Raw genomic sequence first — 16,223 nt, forward strand, 5'->3', positions numbered from 1 at the left:
GAAACGCGCCCGAACCGCTTGTGGGAGGAGAATGCCATGCGTGCGTCCAGCTTTACCCTTATGCGTGCCGTGCCCGTCACGGTCAGCGCGATCGCGATCGCCTTCGCTACATCCGCCCAGGCGCAGGAGGTCGAAGAAATCATCGTCACCGCGCAAAAGGTCGAGGAAAATGTCCAGAAGGTTCCGATCGCGATCACCGCGGTGTCCGGCGACCGCCTCGAAGCAACCGGCACGACCAGCCTGGAGGGGATCACGCGCATCGTTCCGTCGGTGACCTTCCGCAAGGGCACGACAAGCGCGAACAGCGCCATTGTGATGCGCGGCGTCGGGACGATCACTTTTTCGATCGCCGCCGAACCGAGCGTATCGACCGTGGTCGACGGCATCGTGCTCAGTCGCTCGGGCCAGGCCTTCATGGACCTCGTCGATGCCGAACGTCTTGAGGTGCTGCGCGGGCCGCAGGGAACGCTGTTCGGAAAAAACGCGTCGGCGGGGCTCGTCAATATCGTATCGAAGGGCGGCACGGATCAGCTCGAAGCCGAAGCCAAGGCCGAATGGTTTGAAGGCGACGAGTATCGCGCGCGCGCGTCGGTGGCGGGACCGCTCGGCGGCGACTGGAGCGGCCGGGTCACCGGATTCTATGGCAGCTACGACGGCAACATCACCAACATCAACGGCGGCCGCAACCGCAAGGTCAACGGGTACGAACATTGGGGCGCGCGCGGCATCATGGACTATCGCGGCGATGGCGCACGCCTGCGCTTCATTGCCGACTATTTCAAAGCCGACGACGATTGTTGCGCCGACGTGACGGGGGCCAGCCGCGGCGCGGTGCTCGATGCCGAACTCGACCTGCCCCGCGGTGTGGCGCTCGGCGAGAAGCAGCGCTTCATCAATCACAATCTTGTGACGCAAACGCGCGACAAGCAGTGGAGTCTGACCGCCAGCGGGGATTTCGACCTCTCCGACACTCACACGCTCAGCGTCGTCGCCGGCTATCGTAATTGGGAGAATGAAGAGATTCGCGAGGGGGATTTCCTGCCTCGCGCGATCGTGGGCACGGCGGAGCTGCACGACGACGGCCTCGTCAAAACGCAGCAATTCTCGGTCGAGGCGCGCGTCGCTTCCGACCAGTCAATGCCCTTTTTCTATCAGATCGGGGCCTTTGCCTGGCATTCCGACAACAAGCAGGATTTCACACGTCGCGACATCAGCTGCGCCACCTCGACGCTGCCGGTCGATCCGGCGACGGGTGCGCGGCCCTGCAACGTCAACGATACGGTCAACACGCTGTTCCCGACGGCGACCTCCAACAGCGACGTCAATTCGACCAACTTCGCGCTGTTCGGGCAGGCGACCTATCGCTTCAGCGACCTGATCGCGCTGACGGGGGGGCTTCGCTACACCTGGGACGATCTGAGCTTCACGCACGTCCGCGCACCCGGCGTCAACGCGGCGACGGGTCTGCCGGCGACGGGTCCGGGCATTTCGGGCAGCCCCGCGGGCGGCACCGTCGCATCGGGCGGCACGGGGCTGAACACCTCGAGCGGGTCGAGCAGCAACGGCAATCTGTCGGGCAAGGCCGTGCTCCAGTTCACCCCTTCCGACGACATCATGCTCTATGGCAGCTACACGCGCGGCTACAAGGGACCGGCGTTCAACGTCTTCTTCAACCATACGGCGCCGACCAACGCGGTTCCGATCGACGAAGAAACGTCGGATGCGTTCGAGATCGGCGTCAAATCGCGCTTCCTCGACAACAAGGTCCAGCTCAACCTTGCGGGCTTCAGCGTCGAATATGACGGCTTCCAGGCAAACAATTTCGTGCTTTTGAACGGAGCCGTCGTCACGAACCTGACCAACGCCGGCACGGTGAAGAGCGAGGGGTTCGAGGCGGACCTCACGGCTGTCCCGGCGGACGGGCTGACGCTGCGCGGAAGCGCCGCCTATGCCGATGCGAAAGTCAAAAGGTTCAACCCCAACCCGTTGACCAACGCGCCCGATGCGCGTGATGGAACGCGGCTCCCGCTCGCACCGAGGTTCACCTACACGCTCGGGGCCGACTATGAAGTTCCTGTTGGCGGCCTGATGCTCTATCTCGGCACCGACTATCGCCATGTATCGAAGCAGTTTTCCGATCTCGGCGAACAGGGCGTTATTGACGCCTATGGCCAATGGAATGCGTCGATCGGCATTTCGGATGCCGAGGACCGTTATCGCCTGACCTTCCATGCCCGGAACATCAGCGACGAAAGCTACGTTCTGCTCAACGTCTCGAACGGCCAGCGCCTGCAGATTCCGCGCGACGCCGACCGCTATTTTGGCGTGAGCTTGCGAGCGCGCATGTAACCGGCTGCGCCCGCCGCCTCCGGCGGGCGCCGCTTCCCGGCGTCTTCCGGGACCACCCTCCCGCGATCATCGCGGGAGGTTTTTTTGTGGCTTGCCGACGAACGCCGCCGCGCGTCGGCAACCGGCGTGCGCCGCCGGCGGCGCTGCGCCGGCGCCGATTTATTCGTGCGCCTGCGCAAGTTCCAGCCGGGGCACGATAAGATGGATCACCAGCAGCGCGGCAAGATAGGCAAGGCTGCAGATTGCAAAGAGCGGTCCATAGCCGAGCCCGTTTCCGAGCGACCAGCCGGCGAACTCGATGATCGCGGTGCCCGACAAATTGCCGGCGACCGCCCCGAGCGCGATGACGGTCGCGACGCGGAGCGGCGGGATGATGTCGGCGGTCATGCCAAAGATGTTCGTCGAAAAACCCTGATGCGCGAACAGTCCGACACCGACGAACAACGCGGCGACCCAGGGATTGGCAGTGTACATGGCAAGCGGCATGACCAGCACCGCAAGCGCGAAGATGAACATCGACAGCTTGCGCGCGCGATTGACCGAGAAACCGCGACCGAGAAGGATCGGATAGAGCGCTCCCGACATGACGGCGCCAAGAGCTGCGAGCGTGAAGACGATCGCGATGGGCAGGCCGAGCGAGCCTTGACTCATTCCGAACTCGCGATTGAAAAAGTCCGGCATCCAGAAAAGCACGAACCACCAGACGCAATCGGTGCAGAATTTGGCACCCACCACGGCCCAGGTCCGTCGGTCGCGGAGCAGCGGGCGCCAGGCGACCTTGGCGCGTTCGGGAAGGTCGCCCAGCGGCCGCATTTTGCGCATCGCGGGAAGCCAGAACGCAAGCCACACGAACCCCAGCGCCCCCGTGACGATGAACGCCGCCTTCCAGCCGAAGGCAAGCGCCAGCGGCGGGATCAGAAGCGGCGTGACTATCGCGCCGATGTTCGGTGCGGTATTGATCAGTCCGATCGCCATATTGCGCTGCCGCACGGGGAGATAGGTCGCCGCAGTCTTGATACCGGCAGGCGTGCTGACCGATTCCCCGACCGCCAGCACGACGCGCGCCGCAACGAACTGCTGGACGCTTTGCGCAAGCGCGTGCGCCATCCCGGCCAGGCTCCAGACGGATATCGCGATCGCATAGGCCCAACGCACGCCCAGACGATCGACGAACCACCCCACACCGAGAAGCGCCGCGGCCGCGGCAATCTGGAAGGTCGAGCCCAGATGCGCATAATCCGAATCGCTCCAGCCGAATTCGGCTTCCAGCGTCGGCTTCAGAAGGGCAAGGACCTGCCGGTCGACATAGTTCAGCGCATTTCCCAGGAAAAGCAGCGTGACCAGCACGATCGCGATCCGCGTCGAACGGTCCCCCTGCGTTGCTGCCGTCGTCATGGCCTCTCTCCCTTGCCATTTTGCTGTTTCGACTTGCAACCTAGCGCGCGCTGCCGATAAGGGAAGGAAAATATGACACCGTAGGACATAAGGTGAAAGACTGCGAAGCGATGTTGCGCGGCCCCGCCCCTGCCGAGCCGTATTGCGGGGATTTATTCGGCGAAATCCACCTGGCGGACATGGCCGACGCCGCTCCGGGGCCGGGAATCGTCCAGTATTTCCCTGGTCTGGCGATCTGCGCCGTGGCTGCCGGCGCGGCCGGATGGCTTTCGGACCATTATGGCGTCCCCGTCATCCTGCTCGGCCTGCTCATCGGACTTGCCCTGAACTTCATCGCGCGCGACCCGCGCACCCATCGCGGACTCGACCTCGCCTCGCATGGCTTTCTGAGGATCGGAATTGTGCTCCTTGGATTTCAGGTCAGCATTGCGCAGATCGTCGCGCTGGGCGTCCTGCCCTTTGTCGCGCTGCTGATTATCATGGCGGCTGCTTTCGCGGGAGGCCTTGTCGGCGCCCGCATCGCGCGTCAATCGCGATACGCGGGTCTGCTCGCCGGCGGGGCGACGGCAGTTTGCGGCGCCAGCGCGGCGCTCGCCCTCTACGGCATCGTCGGCAAGGAACGGCTCAGCCAGGCGCAATTTGCACTGACATTGGTGGGTGTGTCGATGGCGAGCGCGCTCGCCATGTCGCTCTATCCCGCCATTGCGGCCGAGCTGGACCTCAGCGATGCACAGGCCGGCTATCTGATCGGCGCGTCGATCCACGATGTCGGCCAGGCGATCGGCGGCGCCTATACCATTTCGGATGCCGCGGGTGCCGATGCCACGATCGTCAAGCTGGCGCGCGTTACCCTGCTGGCGCCCGTCGCGCTGCTTGTTTCGCTGATGATCGGCCCGGCGCGCGCCGGCTCGCCGCGGCCAAGTTGGCGGCGCCTGGCCATGCCGTGGTTCATCACGCTCTTCCTTGCCTTCGTCGTGCTCAACAGCCTGGTCGACCTTCCCGCCGTTGCGGCGACCAATGCGCTTGCCGCGTCCAAGGCGCTGCTGCTGCTCGCCGTGACGGCCACCGCCATGCGTTCGCGCACCGACCTCCTGCTCGACCTCGGCTGGCGGGCCGCCGCTCCTGTGGCGACGGCTTCGCTGGCAAGCTTTGCCGCCGCGCTGGCCCTGGTGATGATCGGGGCGAACGGCTGAGGCGTCGCCCCTCGGAAGGTCAGAGCCCGTCGACGGGTCGGATCGCACCCCTGACGCGGTCGAACTGGGCCGCAACGTGGCGCGCATAGGGGAGGCCTTCGTCGCGGATCACCAGTTCGTTCCCGGCCCATTCGACGATCGCACGGCGCTCGTAATCGGCCAGCGCCGCGCGCGCGGCCATCCGCCACGTCTTGCCGACAGAAGTTCGCCCGCGACACAGAAGGTCACAAATATGCGCGGCGCGCAACCGCTCCGCATCGGTGACGGCTACACCGCGCGCTGTCGGCGGTCGCCCTTCGCTCACCCTGTCGCGATAGGGGCCCGCGCGCTTCTCATTCTGGACAAGAAGGTCCGGAAAGCGACTGATCGCGCTCGCGCCGAAACCGAGCAGCACGGGAGCCGTATCTTCGGTAAATCCCTGGAAATTGCGGCTGACGCGTCCCTCGCGCGCCGCGATCGCCAACGGATCTTCGTCGCGCGCAAAATGGTCGAAGCCGATGGAGGCATAACCCGCGGCGGTCAGCCGGTGGAAGCCCAGCTCGGCCTGCTCGAAACGCAGCCGCTGGTCGGGGAGGGTCGCTTCCTCAATCTGTCGCTGCCGCGGGATCATATCGGGCAGGTGGGCATAGCCGAACAGCGCGATCCGGCTTGGCGCGAGTCGGATCGTTTCGTCGAGGGTCGCATCGAGATCGTCCAGCGTCTGCCCCGGCAGCCCGTACATCAGGTCGAAATTGATCGCCTCGATGCCGCGGAGGCGAAGCCCGGCGACGACACGCTCGATGTGCGAAAGCGGCTGGATGCGCCCGATCGCCTGCTGAACATGTGGGGCAAAGGTCTGGACGCCCAGGCTGACGCGCGTAACGCGCGCGGCGGCGAGCACCAGCGCCCATTCGGCGTCGAATCCGCGCGGATCCAGCTCGATCGAGATGTCGGGGCGGTGGCAATCGAAAACGGTCAGGATACGATCGAGCAGGCGGACCAGTTCGACGGGCGCAATCGCATTGGGGCTGCCACCGCCAAAGGCGATGCGCTGCACGCGCCCGCGCCCGCCGAGCCGCTTCGCCACAAGCGCAATCTCGGCGCGAAGCGCTGCCAGATAGTCGGCCAGCCGCTGCCTGCGCCCGGCCGCACCGGTATTGCAACCGCAATACCAGCATATCTGTTCGCAAAAGGGGATATGGACATAAAGCGAGATCGGCGTCGCCGCCTCGACCCGGTCGAGCGCGCGCAGATAATCCTCGGCGCCGACGTCGCCGGTGAACTCCATCGCGGTGGGATAGCTGGTGTAGCGTGGCACCGGTTTGGCCAGCAGTTCGGAATGATAGGTCCACATGCCCGCCTCCTAATCGCGCTGGCCCGGTGTGGCATTGATCGGAATCAACAGCGCGTGCATCCGCGGCGCCTCTCCTTGCTCGCCGCGCCCTTTCCGCGCCGGTCGGTGGCGACATGGCAGACCTTGGCGCAATCGCGGTCCCGGTCGGGATTGGCGGGATCGGTTGGCTCGCCGAGCAGCATCGTCCGGGGTATCCCGCCGCCGCACGACCGCACGATCAGCGCCCGCGCCTCGACCGCGGCGGGTGGCTGCATCATCGCCGCGGCGCCGAGCAGTGCTGCGATCCTTCGCGCCATCATGGGGACCGCGCCTCTTCATCCTCGACGAAGATGCGCAGAGCGGCGCCGTCGAGATCGTCGAACTGCCCCTTGCCGAGCGACCAGAAAAAGGCCGCAAGCCCCAACAGGCCGAGCCCGAGCGCGATCGGGATGAGGAAGGCCAGCCCGTTCACCGGATAGCCTTTTTTGAGCGTTTTTCGATCATTTTGGATCACCGTGATTGCGCTGTGAAGCCCGCTGGCGAGGAGCGGGGCGCCGCGTGGGCCGGAAGCCCGTGCAAGACCCGCGACGAAGTCCGGCGGGCTTCACAGCGCAACCCCGAAGGGGCGGGCCGATTTTGGCCCATTGCTGCGTTGCTCGTCGGGCACGATGGTCCGCATCGCGCCTCTCCTCGCGCCTTGCACCGGGCCAGAATCGGCTCCGTCACGGTGACCCAAAATGGTCGAAAACGCTCTAAGCCGCAGCGCGTTGCCGACCACGATCAGCGACGAACCTGACATGGCGATCGCGGCCACGAGCGGCGTGACCAGCCCCATGAAGGCGAGCGGCACCGCGACGATATTATAGCCTATCGCGAACAGAAGATTCTGCCGCACGACGGCCTGCGTGCGCCGCGCCATGCGGATCGCCTGGACCACCGCCATCATCCGGTCGCCAAGAAAGACACAGTCGGCGGCATTCTTGCCGACATCGCTTGCCGATCCCGGCGCCATCGACGCATGGCCGGCCGCAAGCGCCGGACCGTCGTTGAGCCCATCGCCGATCATCAGCACCTTGCGTCCTCGCGCCGCCTGCCGTGCGATCGCCGCCAGCTTGTCCTGCGGGCTCATTCCCGTCTGCGCCGTCAGGCCAAGGTAGCGGGCAACGGGGGCGACCGCTTCGGCACGGTCGCCCGACAGGATCATCGCCGGGATTCGCTCCGCCCGCAGCGTGCGAACCGCGTCGCGGGCGTCGGGACGCAACTGGTCGGCGAAAGCGATCGTCGCGACCGGGCGACCGTCGATCGCAAGCTCGGTCGCGAGGATATCACCGAAGTCAGCGCCCTGCGGCCGTCCGAGCGTCACGACGCGGCCGCGCCAGCGCGCCTCCATCCCGAATCCCGGCTTTTCCCGGATCGCGCCGGTTTCGGCGGCGCGCACGCCGGCCGCCAGAAGCTCACGCGTCAACGCCGCGCTCAGCGGATGGCGGCTCGCCCGCGCCAGCGCGAGGATCAACGATCGCGCGTCTTCGTCCAGCCGCTCCAGCCCGATCGCTTCGGGACGGCCGAGCGTCAGCGTGCCCGTCTTGTCGATCAGCGCCAGATCGACCTCGGCCAGCCGTTCGAGCGCCGATCCGTCCTTTACGAGCACGCCCGCGCGCATCAGTTCGCTCGCCGCGACGATCTGCGCCGCCGGCACCGCGAGCCCCAGCGCGCACGGACAGGTGATGATGAGCACCGCAGCGGCGATCAGCAGGCTGTGATGCCAGCCCGCGCCCGCGACCATCCATCCGGCACAGGCGAGCAGCGCAAGCACATGGACTGCCGGCGCATAGAGGCGGGCGGCGCGGTCGGCGATGCGGACATAGCGCGACTTGCCCTGCGCCGCTTTGCCCATCAGCCGCGCGATATCGGCGATTATGGTGCCGGTGCCCGCGGCGGTGACGCGCACGTGGATCGGCGCGTCGAGATTCAGCGTCCCCGCATGGACGCGGTCGTCGGCGCGCGCGGGCTGGGGCGCGCTCTCGCCCGTCAGCAGCGACAGGTCGATTCGGCTCGTCCCGCCGGTGACGACACCGTCGGCGGCAAGGCGTTCGCCCGCTGCCACCAGCATCTCCATGCCCGGTTCGAGCGCCGCGGCGTCGACCCAGCGGCTGCCCCCCTCTGCATCAAGCACCATCGCTCCCGTTCCCATATTGCGCAGCAGCGCCGTCACCCCGTCCCGTGCGCGGTCGCGCATCACGCTGTCGAGCCAGCGGCCGGTGAGCAGGAAAAACAGCAGCATCACCGCGCCATCGAAATAGGCGTGCGGGCCGCTCGTCGCCGTCTCATGGAGGCTGATCGCGCAAACGAGCGCGACACCGATGCTGATCGGCACATCCATGTTGGTGCCCCCCCGGCGCAGCGCTCGCCACGCCGAGCGAAAAAAGGGCCGACCCGCATAGGCAACGGTCGGCAGTGCGATCGCCGCCGACAGCCAGTGGAACAGGTCGCGCGTCGCCCCCGCTGCGCCCGACCACACCGATACCGACAGCAGCATGATGTTCATCATCGCAAAGCCCGACACCGCGACGGCACGCAGCAGCTCGCGGCTCGTTTCCGCCCCGGCTTCGGCCTGGCCGGAATCCTCGCCGATCGGGTGCGCGTCGAATCCCAGGTTTGAAAAGGCGTCGATCAGGTCGGGCATGTCGGTGTCGGGCGCGCAGGACAGGCGCACGCGTTTTTCGGTGAAATTGACGCGCGCGGCGGCGATGCGCCTGTCACGCACCAGCCCCTGCTCCAGCTTGGCGATGCAGCCGACGCAGCGAATGTCGGGCACCGCAAAGTCGCGTTCGACGACGACGGCCGCGCTCATCGCACGTCCCTGCGATAGCGCGCTTCGTCGGCGCCGCGCCGGACGGTAAGGTCGAGCCGCCAGCGCCCCACCGCCAGCGGCTCGACCGAGCGCAGCGCGCCGCCCGCCGCGCGCTCGAAACGAAGCGCGGCGGACGCGGTGCGCCCGACGGGATGATGGATCGTCGCCGCAACCCGAACGCCGTCGAGCGCAACCCCGTCCTTGCGGATGGTCAGCAGGACGCGCCGGGTCGCGTCGAGCGCGATGATCGCGTCCCATCCGAGCCGGTCCTGCGCGCGGGCGCGTTGCAGCCATTCATTATAATGCTGGCTCGCGACATAGCTGTTTTCGACCGTCTTGCCGCCAAAGGTCGACAGGGCGAAGCGGGCCATGGTGACGTTCACCGCGATCACGACCGCAAAGAAAGCGACGAGGATCACGGCCATATGTCGGCCGGTGAAGCGCCGGGGCGTCGGTGTGTCAGTCATTGTCCTGTCTCCGGCCGGTCGAACTGGATGGTGTCGCTGTCGCCGCGCGGATCGCCGTCGAGGCCGCGCGTGCTGATCGTGAAATCCTGCCGCGCCGGTCCCGCGCCGGGCGCCGCGACGAAAAGTCGGACGCGTGTGACGCTGTCAGGGGGCAGCGTCAGCTCGATGCGCCGCGCCGCATTTTCGCGCGAACCGGCGTGGGTCCACAGCACGGCGCCGGGCAGGCCGCTGACGCTCACCGCGGCCTCGCGCGGGCGCGTTTCCATATTGCGCAGCTTCAGCGTGTAATTGTTGCGGATATGGCCGTCGGACAGCTGGACATAGAGCGGGCTGCGTTCGTGCTGGACGGCAAGATCGAGCCGCGTGCGCTGGCCGAGCGAAAAGAGCATCGCCGCGCCGATCGCGGTCCAGACGCCGAAATAGATCAGCGTGCGTGGGCGCAGCAGCGTCCTGCGGATCGGCCGCCCGGCGCCGCCCGCCCTTTCGGTCGCCGCATCGTCGAGCGTGCAATAGTCGATCAGCCCGCGCGGGCGTCCGACCTGCGCCATCACCCCGTCGCACGCGTCGATGCAGAGCGCGCAGGTGATGCAGCCGATCTGCGGCCCCTCGCGAATGTCGATGCCGGTCGGGCACACCGCGGCGCACTGGTTGCAGTCGATGCAGTCACCAAAGGCACCCGGGTGCGCCTGCGCCTTCTTGACGCTGCCGCGCGGTTCGCCGCGCCAGTCCTTGTAGGTCACCAGCAGCGATTTTTCGTCCATCATCGCGGTCTGGATGCGCGGCCAGGGGCACATATAGACGCACACCTGTTCGCGCAGGAATCCGCCAAGGATGAAAGTCGTCGCAGTCAGCACGGCGACGGTGCCATAGGCGACGGGGGCTGCCTGGCCCGTCCAGAAGTCCGCCGTCAGCGCCGGCGCATCGGCGAAATACATGATCCATGCGCCGCCGGTCCAGAAGGCGATGATCAGATAGATGCCATATTTGACCGCCCGCTTCGCAAACTTTCGGGCTGTCCACGGACCGTTCGCCAGCCGCAACTGCGCGTTGCGGTCGCCGTCGACCAGCCGGTCGACATGCTGGAACAGGTCGGTCCACACCGTCTGCGGACAGGCATAGCCGCACCATGCGCGCCCCACCGCGCTGGTGACGAGGAACAGGCCGATCCCCGCCATGATGAGCAGCCCGGCGACATAATAGAATTCGTGCGGCCAGATCTCGATCTGGAACATGTAGAAACGCCGGTTCGCAAGATCGACGAGCACGGCCTGATCGGGCGCATAGGGGCCGCGGTCCCAGCGGATCCAGGGCGTACCGTAATAGATCGCCAGCGTCACCGCCATGATCGCCCATTTGAAACGGCGGAAGGGGCCGTTCACCGCCTTTGGGTAAACGCCCTTCCGCGCTTCGTATAGCGGCGCGGACTGGCCGGAGAGGCCTTCAGGGCTGGCCATCGGCTCCCACCCCTTCGGCGGCCGGCGCCAGCCCCTTTTCGCCGCCGCCCAGCGAATAGACATAGGCCGACAGCATCTTGATCGTCACCCGATCGAGCCGGTTGTTCCAGCGCGGCATCACGCCGTTGCGCGGCTGGTTCACCGTCGCGGTCAGGCTGTTGCGATCGCCGCCGTAAAGCCAGATCGCGTCGGTCAGCTTCGGCGCGCCCACCTGCCGCCCGCCCTCACCGCCCGCGCCGTGGCAGACGGCGCAATTGGCGGCGAACAGCGTCGCGCCGCGCGCCGATGCGGCGCTGGCCGCTTCCTGCCCGCTGATCGTGCGAACGAAACTGACGACATCGTCGATCTGCTTTGCGTCGAGAATGCCGTCGCGACCGAAAGCCGGCATCAGGCTGGTCCGCGTTGCCTTGTGATCGGGGTTCCGGATGCCATGGGTGACCGTATATTCGATGCTTGCAAGGTCTCCGCCCCACAGCCAGTCGTCGTCGGTCAGGCTGGGGTAAAGATTTTTCACCCCTGCTCCGCCTGCGCCATGGCACTGCACGCAATGGACGCGGAACGCCGCGCCGCCGCCCTGCACCGCCGCCTGCATCAGCTCCGGCCTGTCAGGCAGGTCGGTGATCGCGGTCGCGGCGATGGCGTTGACCGTCGGCGCGCGGCGCCGCGCGTCGGCGGCTATTTCCTTTGCCAGGTCGCCGCGGCTCGACCAGCCGAGCACACCTCTGGTCGCGCTGTCGACCATCGGCCAGGCCGGATAGAGGATGACATAGGCCAGCCCCCAGACAATCGTGGCGTAAAAGGTCCACAGCCACCAGCGCGGCATCGGCGTATCGAGTTCCTCGATCCCGTCCCATTCGTGACCGACCGTGCTCGTGCCGGTCGCTTCGTCGATGCGCTGTTTGGGATCAGCCATGCTCGTCATCCTTGAAGATCATGTTCGCGGCCTCTTCGTTGCGCGCGCGGGCGCTTGGCCGGAACGGCCAGGCGATCAGCGTGAGGAACAGCAGGGTCATCGCGAGCAGCCCCCAGCTGTCGGCAAAATGCCTGAGGTCGTCATAGGTCATCGCGCCGCCCTCATTTCGGAGGGCCGCTCCTGCGCCGCCGCCTTGTCGACATCGACCAGCGTGCCGAGCATCTGGAGATAGGCGATCAGCGCATCCATCTCGGTCACCCGCGCCGGATCGCCATCGAAGTCGCGCACCTGCGCCTTCGGATAACGCTTTTGAAGGTCGCCCGCCCCGGCGTCGGGGTCGGCCTGCGCGCGGATGTCGTCGTTCGCCTTTTCGATATCGGCCGTCGTGTAGGGGACGCCGACGCGGTAGAGCGCGGTCAGGTCGTTCGACATATCGCCAGCGGCAAGTTCGCGCTCGGCCAGAAAGGCATAGGGCGGCATGATCGATTCAGGGACCACGCTGCGCGGGTCGATCAGATGCGCCTTGTGCCATTCGTCCGAATAGCGACCGCCGACGCGCGCAAGATCCGGCCCGGTGCGCTTCGACCCCCATTGAAACGGATGGTCGTACATGCTCTCGGCGGCAAGGCTGTAGTGACCATAGCGTTCGACCTCGTCGCGGAACGGACGGATCATCTGGCTGTGACAGGTGTAGCAGCCTTCGCGCATGTATATGTTGCGCCCGGCGAGTTCGAGCGGGGTGTAGGGGCGCATCCCCTCGACCTTCTCGACCGTATTGTCGATCCAGAAGAGTGGCGCGATCTCGACGATACCGCCGATCGCCACGGTGAACAGGGCAAGCGCGCCAAGCAGCGTCACATTGCGCTCGATCCTCTTGTGGCTCATGCGATTTTCGGCGGGTTTTGCGGTCATGGGCCGGGCTCCTTATTCGGCGGGCACGGGCGCGAGCGGACGATCCGACGCAGCATGGTGGGGGGTTTCGGTCATCGGCTTTTCGGCGCGGCTTTTCCCGGCGAGCGTCGCCCAGACGTTGACGATCATGATGAGGAAGCCGGCGAGATACATCGCCCCGCCCGCCGCGCGGATCAGGTACATCGGATGCATCGCCGCGACGCTCTCGGCAAAGCTGTAGACGAGATAGCCGTCGGCGCCATATTCGCGCCACATCAGGCCCTGCATGATCCCCGCCACCCACATTGACGCGGCGTAGAAAACGATGCCGACGGTCGCGAGCCAGAAGTGCCAGTTGACCATGCGCAGGCTATAGAGGCGCGGACGGCCCCACAGGCGCGGCACCAGATAATAGACGCAGGCAAAGGTGATCATGCCGTTCCAGCCGAGCGCGCCCGAATGGACATGGCCGATCGTCCAGTCGGTGTAGTGCGACATCGAGTTGACCCATTTGATCGACATCATCGGGCCCTCGAAGGTGCTCATGCCATAGAAGGCGAGCGCCATTACCATCATGCGGATGATCGGGTCGGTGCGGATCTTGTCCCACGCGCCGTTCAGCGTCATCAGCCCGTTGATCATCCCGCCCCAGCTCGGCATCCACAGGATCACCGAGAACACCATGCCCAGCGTCTGCGCCCAGTCGGGCAGCGCCGTGTAATGAAGGTGGTGCGGTCCGGCCCAGATATAGAGGAAGATCAGCGACCAGAAGTGAATGATCGACAGGCGGTAGCTGTATACCGGCCGCTCGGCCTGCTTCGGGACGAAATAATACATCATCGCGAGGAAGCCGGCGGTCAGGAAAAATCCGACCGCATTATGCCCGTACCACCATTGCGTCAGCGCATCCTGCACCCCGGCGAAGGCGGCGTAGCTTTTCGATCCGAAAAGGCTGGCGGGCATCGACAGATTGTTGACGATGTGCAGCATCGCGATGGTGATGATGAAGCTGAGGTAGAACCAGTTCGCGACATAGATGTGCGGTTCGCGGCGCCTGACGATGGTGCCGACGAAAACGGCCAGATAGGCCACCCACACGACCGTCAGCCACAGGTCGACATACCATTCGGGCTCGGCATATTCCCTCGCCGCGGTGACCCCCATAAGATAGCCGGTGGCGGCGAGGACGATGAAGAGCTGATATCCCCAGAAGACGAAGCGCGCGAGGTTCGGAAAGGCGAGCCGCGCGCGGCAGGTGCGTTGCACGACGTAAAAGCTTGTCGCGATCAGCGCATTGCCGCCGAATGCAAAAATCACCGCCGACGTGTGGAGCGGTCGCAGCCGCCCGAAGGTCGTATATTCGAGATTGAGGTTGAGCGCCGGAAAGGCGAGCTGGAGCGCGATGAACAGCCCCGCCGCCATTCCCGCTATCCCCCAGAACAGCGTCGCGATGACCCCCCAGCGCACCGGATCGTCGTCATAGGCGCCCTGGTCGGCGGGCATCTTCAGCAGACCACGCGCGATGGCGCCATAGTCGGCGCGACTGATCGTCGCCCACAGCATCGCGAGGCAGGCGAGCGCGACGATGACCATATGCGCCGCGAAGGGCGCATCGACCGCAAGCGCCGCCATAACCAGCGCAAACAGGGCCAGCGCCAGCCAGCCTCCCGCCTTCGTCACCAGACCATCCATATCGCTTGTCCCTGCCTGGCGCGGCGGGGTCGCCGCGCGGTTCGCGCCCGCCATGAACGCGTGCGCGCGGCGAAACATTGATCGGGATCAACGAAATTGTTGCGCCGCATCAATGCCCCGCGACCGGGCCCGACGCAGGGATGCGCCGTCCAAACAGGAGGATCATTGCATGAAGACCAGAACGCTTCCGCTCATCGCGCTCGTCGGCGCGCTTGCGCTGCCCGGCCAGGCATTTGCCAAGGCGGGCGACGTCCAGTTCAAGCTGCTCGCGACCTATGTCGCCCCCGACGGCAAGATCAGCGACGTCAAGACCGACCTGATCGGCCTGCCCGCGGGCACGCAGGCCAAGGCCGACGACAATGTCACGCCGACGGTCGCGATCGAATATTTTGTCTCCGACGCCATCTCGCTCGAAACCATCGCGGGGGTGACGCAGCATGACGTGGACGGGCGCGGCGCGCTGGATGGCGCAACGCTGGTGTCCGACGCAAAGATCGTTCCCGCGACGCTGACGCTCAAATATCATTTCGGCAAGGACGGCGGCGTGCGGCCCTATGTCGGCGTCGGCCCCAGCTATTTCATCTTCATCGACGAAAAGCCGGGCGCGACGACGCGCGCGCTGGGCGCGACGCGGCAAAAGATGGGCGACAAGCTCGGCGCCGCGCTCCAGGCCGGGATCGACATTCCGCTGGGCGGCAAGGGGCTGGCGCTGTCGATCGACGCCAAACGCTATTTCCTGCGTCCGACCGCGACCTGGTATGCCGGCGGCACCGAAGTGCTGAAGACGCGGCACAGGCTCGATCCGTGGGTGATCAGCACCGGGGTCGCCTTCCGTTTCTGAGCGGAAAGCCTATCCCGCCATGACCTCCATCGCCGCGCGGTCGTGGATCACGATCTCGCGGCGTGAGGGCAGATCGAGCAGACCGTCGGCGCGCATCCGCGTCAGCTGGCGGCTTGTCGTTTCGATCGTCAGCCCCAGTATGTCGGCGATCTGCTGGCGTCCGAACGGCAGTTCGAAGCCGTCGCGCGCGCCCGACCGGCACCCCTGCCCCGCCAGGCGCTCGGACATTTCGAGCAGGAAGGACGCGACCTTCTCCGACGCCGATTTCCGCCCGAGCAGCATCATCCAGTGCCGCGCCCGGTCGAGCTCGTCGAGCGTGCGACGGAGCAGCTTCTGCTGCAAATCGGGATGCGATCCCGCAAATTCGTCGAAATTGTTGCGATTGAAGATGCAGACTTCGGCGTCGGTCATCGCGGTGACGCTATAGGGGCTTTCCTTGCCGAACGGGCGACCGATGAAATCGGACGGAAAGACGACGCCGACGATCTGCTCGCGCCCGTCGGCAGTCGAGACGACGAGCTTGAGCACACCTTCGAGCACGTTGGCGACCACGGGCGCGCCATCGCCTTCCCACAGGAGCGTCTGGCCGGCGCGCACCTTCTGCTTGCGCCCCATCCGGCTCAGCGCAGCCAGTTCCGCGGGGTTGAGGCTCGCGCAGATGGCGCGGTTTCGGACAATACAGGTCGCACAATCGGACACCCCGTCGCCCTACAGCAAGGCTGCGGCTTTGGAAAGCGTCGCGAATCGAAACCTTCGGGCGGGTCGACATTCGGAAGATGGCGCGTCGGAGTCGAAGACGGTCACCGGGCGAAATGCGGCTTCTCCGTGACCCGCATCGCGGCGGGCTTTCGGCGCCTGAGCACCG

15 protein-coding genes are annotated in these 16,223 nt (G+C 66.0%); 3 read left to right on the forward strand and 12 right to left on the reverse strand.

All coding sequences use genetic code 11. The annotated features are described in order from the left end of the window. The first annotated feature begins 36 nt into the window (after positions 1-36). A complete protein-coding gene (locus SPYCA_RS09670; protein ID WP_120222250.1) occupies positions 37-2,349 on the forward strand; it encodes a TonB-dependent receptor in 2,313 nt (770 codons plus the stop codon). 159 nt (positions 2,350-2,508) lie between these two features. On the opposite strand, the gene SPYCA_RS09675 is transcribed toward SPYCA_RS09670, so the two are convergent. Continuing rightward, the gene (locus tag SPYCA_RS09675) at positions 2,509-3,744 is read right to left on the reverse strand and encodes an MFS transporter (protein WP_120219982.1); all 1,236 of its coding nucleotides are present in this window, start codon (positions 3,742-3,744) and stop codon (positions 2,509-2,511) included. A gap of 110 nt (positions 3,745-3,854) precedes the next feature. On the opposite strand from SPYCA_RS09675, the gene SPYCA_RS09680 reads away from it, so the two are divergent. Continuing rightward, the gene (locus SPYCA_RS09680; RefSeq protein WP_120219983.1) at positions 3,855-4,937 is read left to right on the forward strand and encodes a putative sulfate exporter family transporter; all 1,083 of its coding nucleotides are present in this window, start codon (positions 3,855-3,857) and stop codon (positions 4,935-4,937) included. A 19-nt stretch (positions 4,938-4,956) separates the two neighbouring features. Here the strand turns inward: SPYCA_RS09680 and hemN are convergent, their stop codons facing one another. The 10 genes from hemN to ccoN form a co-directional block, all read right to left on the reverse strand. Then, on the reverse strand, positions 4,957-6,270 hold the full coding sequence (hemN, locus tag SPYCA_RS09685; RefSeq protein ID WP_120219984.1) for an oxygen-independent coproporphyrinogen III oxidase: 1,314 nt from the start codon (positions 6,268-6,270) through the stop codon (positions 4,957-4,959). Between the two features lie 44 nt (positions 6,271-6,314). After that, positions 6,315-6,569, reverse strand: a complete 255-nt coding sequence (locus SPYCA_RS09690) for a hypothetical protein (RefSeq protein WP_146625116.1) — start codon at positions 6,567-6,569, stop codon at positions 6,315-6,317. Further along, positions 6,566-6,721 carry a cbb3-type cytochrome oxidase assembly protein CcoS gene (gene ccoS / locus SPYCA_RS09695; RefSeq protein ID WP_120222251.1) on the reverse strand — a complete coding sequence of 52 codons (156 nt, stop codon included), beginning with the start codon at positions 6,719-6,721 and terminating at the stop codon, positions 6,566-6,568. Before ccoS ends, SPYCA_RS09690 begins: the two co-directional genes overlap by 4 nt. Before the next feature lie 132 nt (positions 6,722-6,853). Next, a complete protein-coding gene (locus tag SPYCA_RS09705) occupies positions 6,854-9,100 on the reverse strand; it encodes a heavy metal translocating P-type ATPase (protein ID WP_232003255.1) in 2,247 nt (748 codons plus the stop codon). Next, positions 9,097-9,567 (reverse strand): FixH family protein, encoded by a 471-nt coding sequence (locus SPYCA_RS09710; RefSeq protein WP_120219986.1) that lies wholly within the window; start codon positions 9,565-9,567, stop codon positions 9,097-9,099. The genes SPYCA_RS09705 and SPYCA_RS09710 overlap by 4 nt, the downstream gene beginning before the upstream one ends. Further along, on the reverse strand, positions 9,564-11,021 hold the full coding sequence (ccoG, locus tag SPYCA_RS09715) for a cytochrome c oxidase accessory protein CcoG (protein WP_120219987.1): 1,458 nt from the start codon (positions 11,019-11,021) through the stop codon (positions 9,564-9,566). Before ccoG ends, SPYCA_RS09710 begins: the two co-directional genes overlap by 4 nt. Further along, positions 11,008-11,934, reverse strand: a complete 927-nt coding sequence (ccoP, locus tag SPYCA_RS09720) for a cytochrome-c oxidase, cbb3-type subunit III (protein ID WP_120219988.1) — start codon at positions 11,932-11,934, stop codon at positions 11,008-11,010. Before ccoP ends, ccoG begins: the two co-directional genes overlap by 14 nt. After that, positions 11,927-12,085, reverse strand: coding sequence for a cbb3-type cytochrome c oxidase subunit 3 (locus SPYCA_RS09725; protein WP_120219989.1), 159 nt, complete (start codon positions 12,083-12,085; stop codon positions 11,927-11,929). The genes ccoP and SPYCA_RS09725 overlap by 8 nt, the downstream gene beginning before the upstream one ends. Further along, positions 12,082-12,846 (reverse strand): cytochrome-c oxidase, cbb3-type subunit II, encoded by a 765-nt coding sequence (ccoO, locus tag SPYCA_RS09730; protein WP_120219990.1) that lies wholly within the window; start codon positions 12,844-12,846, stop codon positions 12,082-12,084. The genes SPYCA_RS09725 and ccoO overlap by 4 nt, the downstream gene beginning before the upstream one ends. Positions 12,847-12,858: 12 nt before the next feature. Continuing rightward, complete coding sequence (gene ccoN, locus SPYCA_RS09735) at positions 12,859-14,517, reverse strand: cytochrome-c oxidase, cbb3-type subunit I (RefSeq protein WP_120222253.1); 1,659 nt, start codon at positions 14,515-14,517, stop codon at positions 12,859-12,861. A gap of 169 nt (positions 14,518-14,686) precedes the next feature. On the opposite strand from ccoN, the gene SPYCA_RS09740 reads away from it, so the two are divergent. Beyond that, positions 14,687-15,358 carry an OmpW/AlkL family protein gene (locus SPYCA_RS09740; protein ID WP_120219991.1) on the forward strand — a complete coding sequence of 224 codons (672 nt, stop codon included), beginning with the start codon at positions 14,687-14,689 and terminating at the stop codon, positions 15,356-15,358. A gap of 9 nt (positions 15,359-15,367) precedes the next feature. Here the strand turns inward: SPYCA_RS09740 and SPYCA_RS09745 are convergent, their stop codons facing one another. Beyond that, the gene (locus tag SPYCA_RS09745) at positions 15,368-16,057 is read right to left on the reverse strand and encodes a Crp/Fnr family transcriptional regulator (RefSeq protein WP_120219992.1); all 690 of its coding nucleotides are present in this window, start codon (positions 16,055-16,057) and stop codon (positions 15,368-15,370) included. Positions 16,058-16,223: the final 166 nt, after the last annotated feature.

This window comes from Sphingopyxis sp. FD7 (genome assembly GCF_003609835.1).
Taxonomy (GTDB): domain Bacteria; phylum Pseudomonadota; class Alphaproteobacteria; order Sphingomonadales; family Sphingomonadaceae; genus Sphingopyxis.

Bases quoted from the DNA above. Each gene is read 5' to 3' on its own strand.
- SPYCA_RS09670 (WP_120222250.1), top strand. From the start codon at position 37: ATGCGTGCGTCCAGCTTTACCCTTATGCGTGCCGTGCCCGTCACGGTC.
- SPYCA_RS09675 (WP_120219982.1), bottom strand. From the start codon at position 3,744: ATGACGACGGCAGCAACGCAGGGGGACCGTTCGACGCGGATCGCGATC.
- SPYCA_RS09680 (WP_120219983.1), top strand. From the start codon at position 3,855: ATGTTGCGCGGCCCCGCCCCTGCCGAGCCGTATTGCGGGGATTTATTC.
- hemN (WP_120219984.1), bottom strand. From the start codon at position 6,270: ATGTGGACCTATCATTCCGAACTGCTGGCCAAACCGGTGCCACGCTAC.
- SPYCA_RS09690 (WP_146625116.1), bottom strand. From the start codon at position 6,569: ATGATGGCGCGAAGGATCGCAGCACTGCTCGGCGCCGCGGCGATGATG.
- SPYCA_RS09705 (WP_232003255.1), bottom strand. From the start codon at position 9,100: ATGAGCGCGGCCGTCGTCGTCGAACGCGACTTTGCGGTGCCCGACATT.
- SPYCA_RS09710 (WP_120219986.1), bottom strand. From the start codon at position 9,567: ATGACTGACACACCGACGCCCCGGCGCTTCACCGGCCGACATATGGCC.
- ccoG (WP_120219987.1), bottom strand. From the start codon at position 11,021: ATGGCCAGCCCTGAAGGCCTCTCCGGCCAGTCCGCGCCGCTATACGAA.
- ccoP (WP_120219988.1), bottom strand. From the start codon at position 11,934: ATGGCTGATCCCAAACAGCGCATCGACGAAGCGACCGGCACGAGCACG.
- SPYCA_RS09725 (WP_120219989.1), bottom strand. From the start codon at position 12,085: ATGACCTATGACGACCTCAGGCATTTTGCCGACAGCTGGGGGCTGCTC.
- ccoO (WP_120219990.1), bottom strand. From the start codon at position 12,846: ATGACCGCAAAACCCGCCGAAAATCGCATGAGCCACAAGAGGATCGAG.
- ccoN (WP_120222253.1), bottom strand. From the start codon at position 14,517: ATGGATGGTCTGGTGACGAAGGCGGGAGGCTGGCTGGCGCTGGCCCTG.
- SPYCA_RS09740 (WP_120219991.1), top strand. From the start codon at position 14,687: ATGAAGACCAGAACGCTTCCGCTCATCGCGCTCGTCGGCGCGCTTGCG.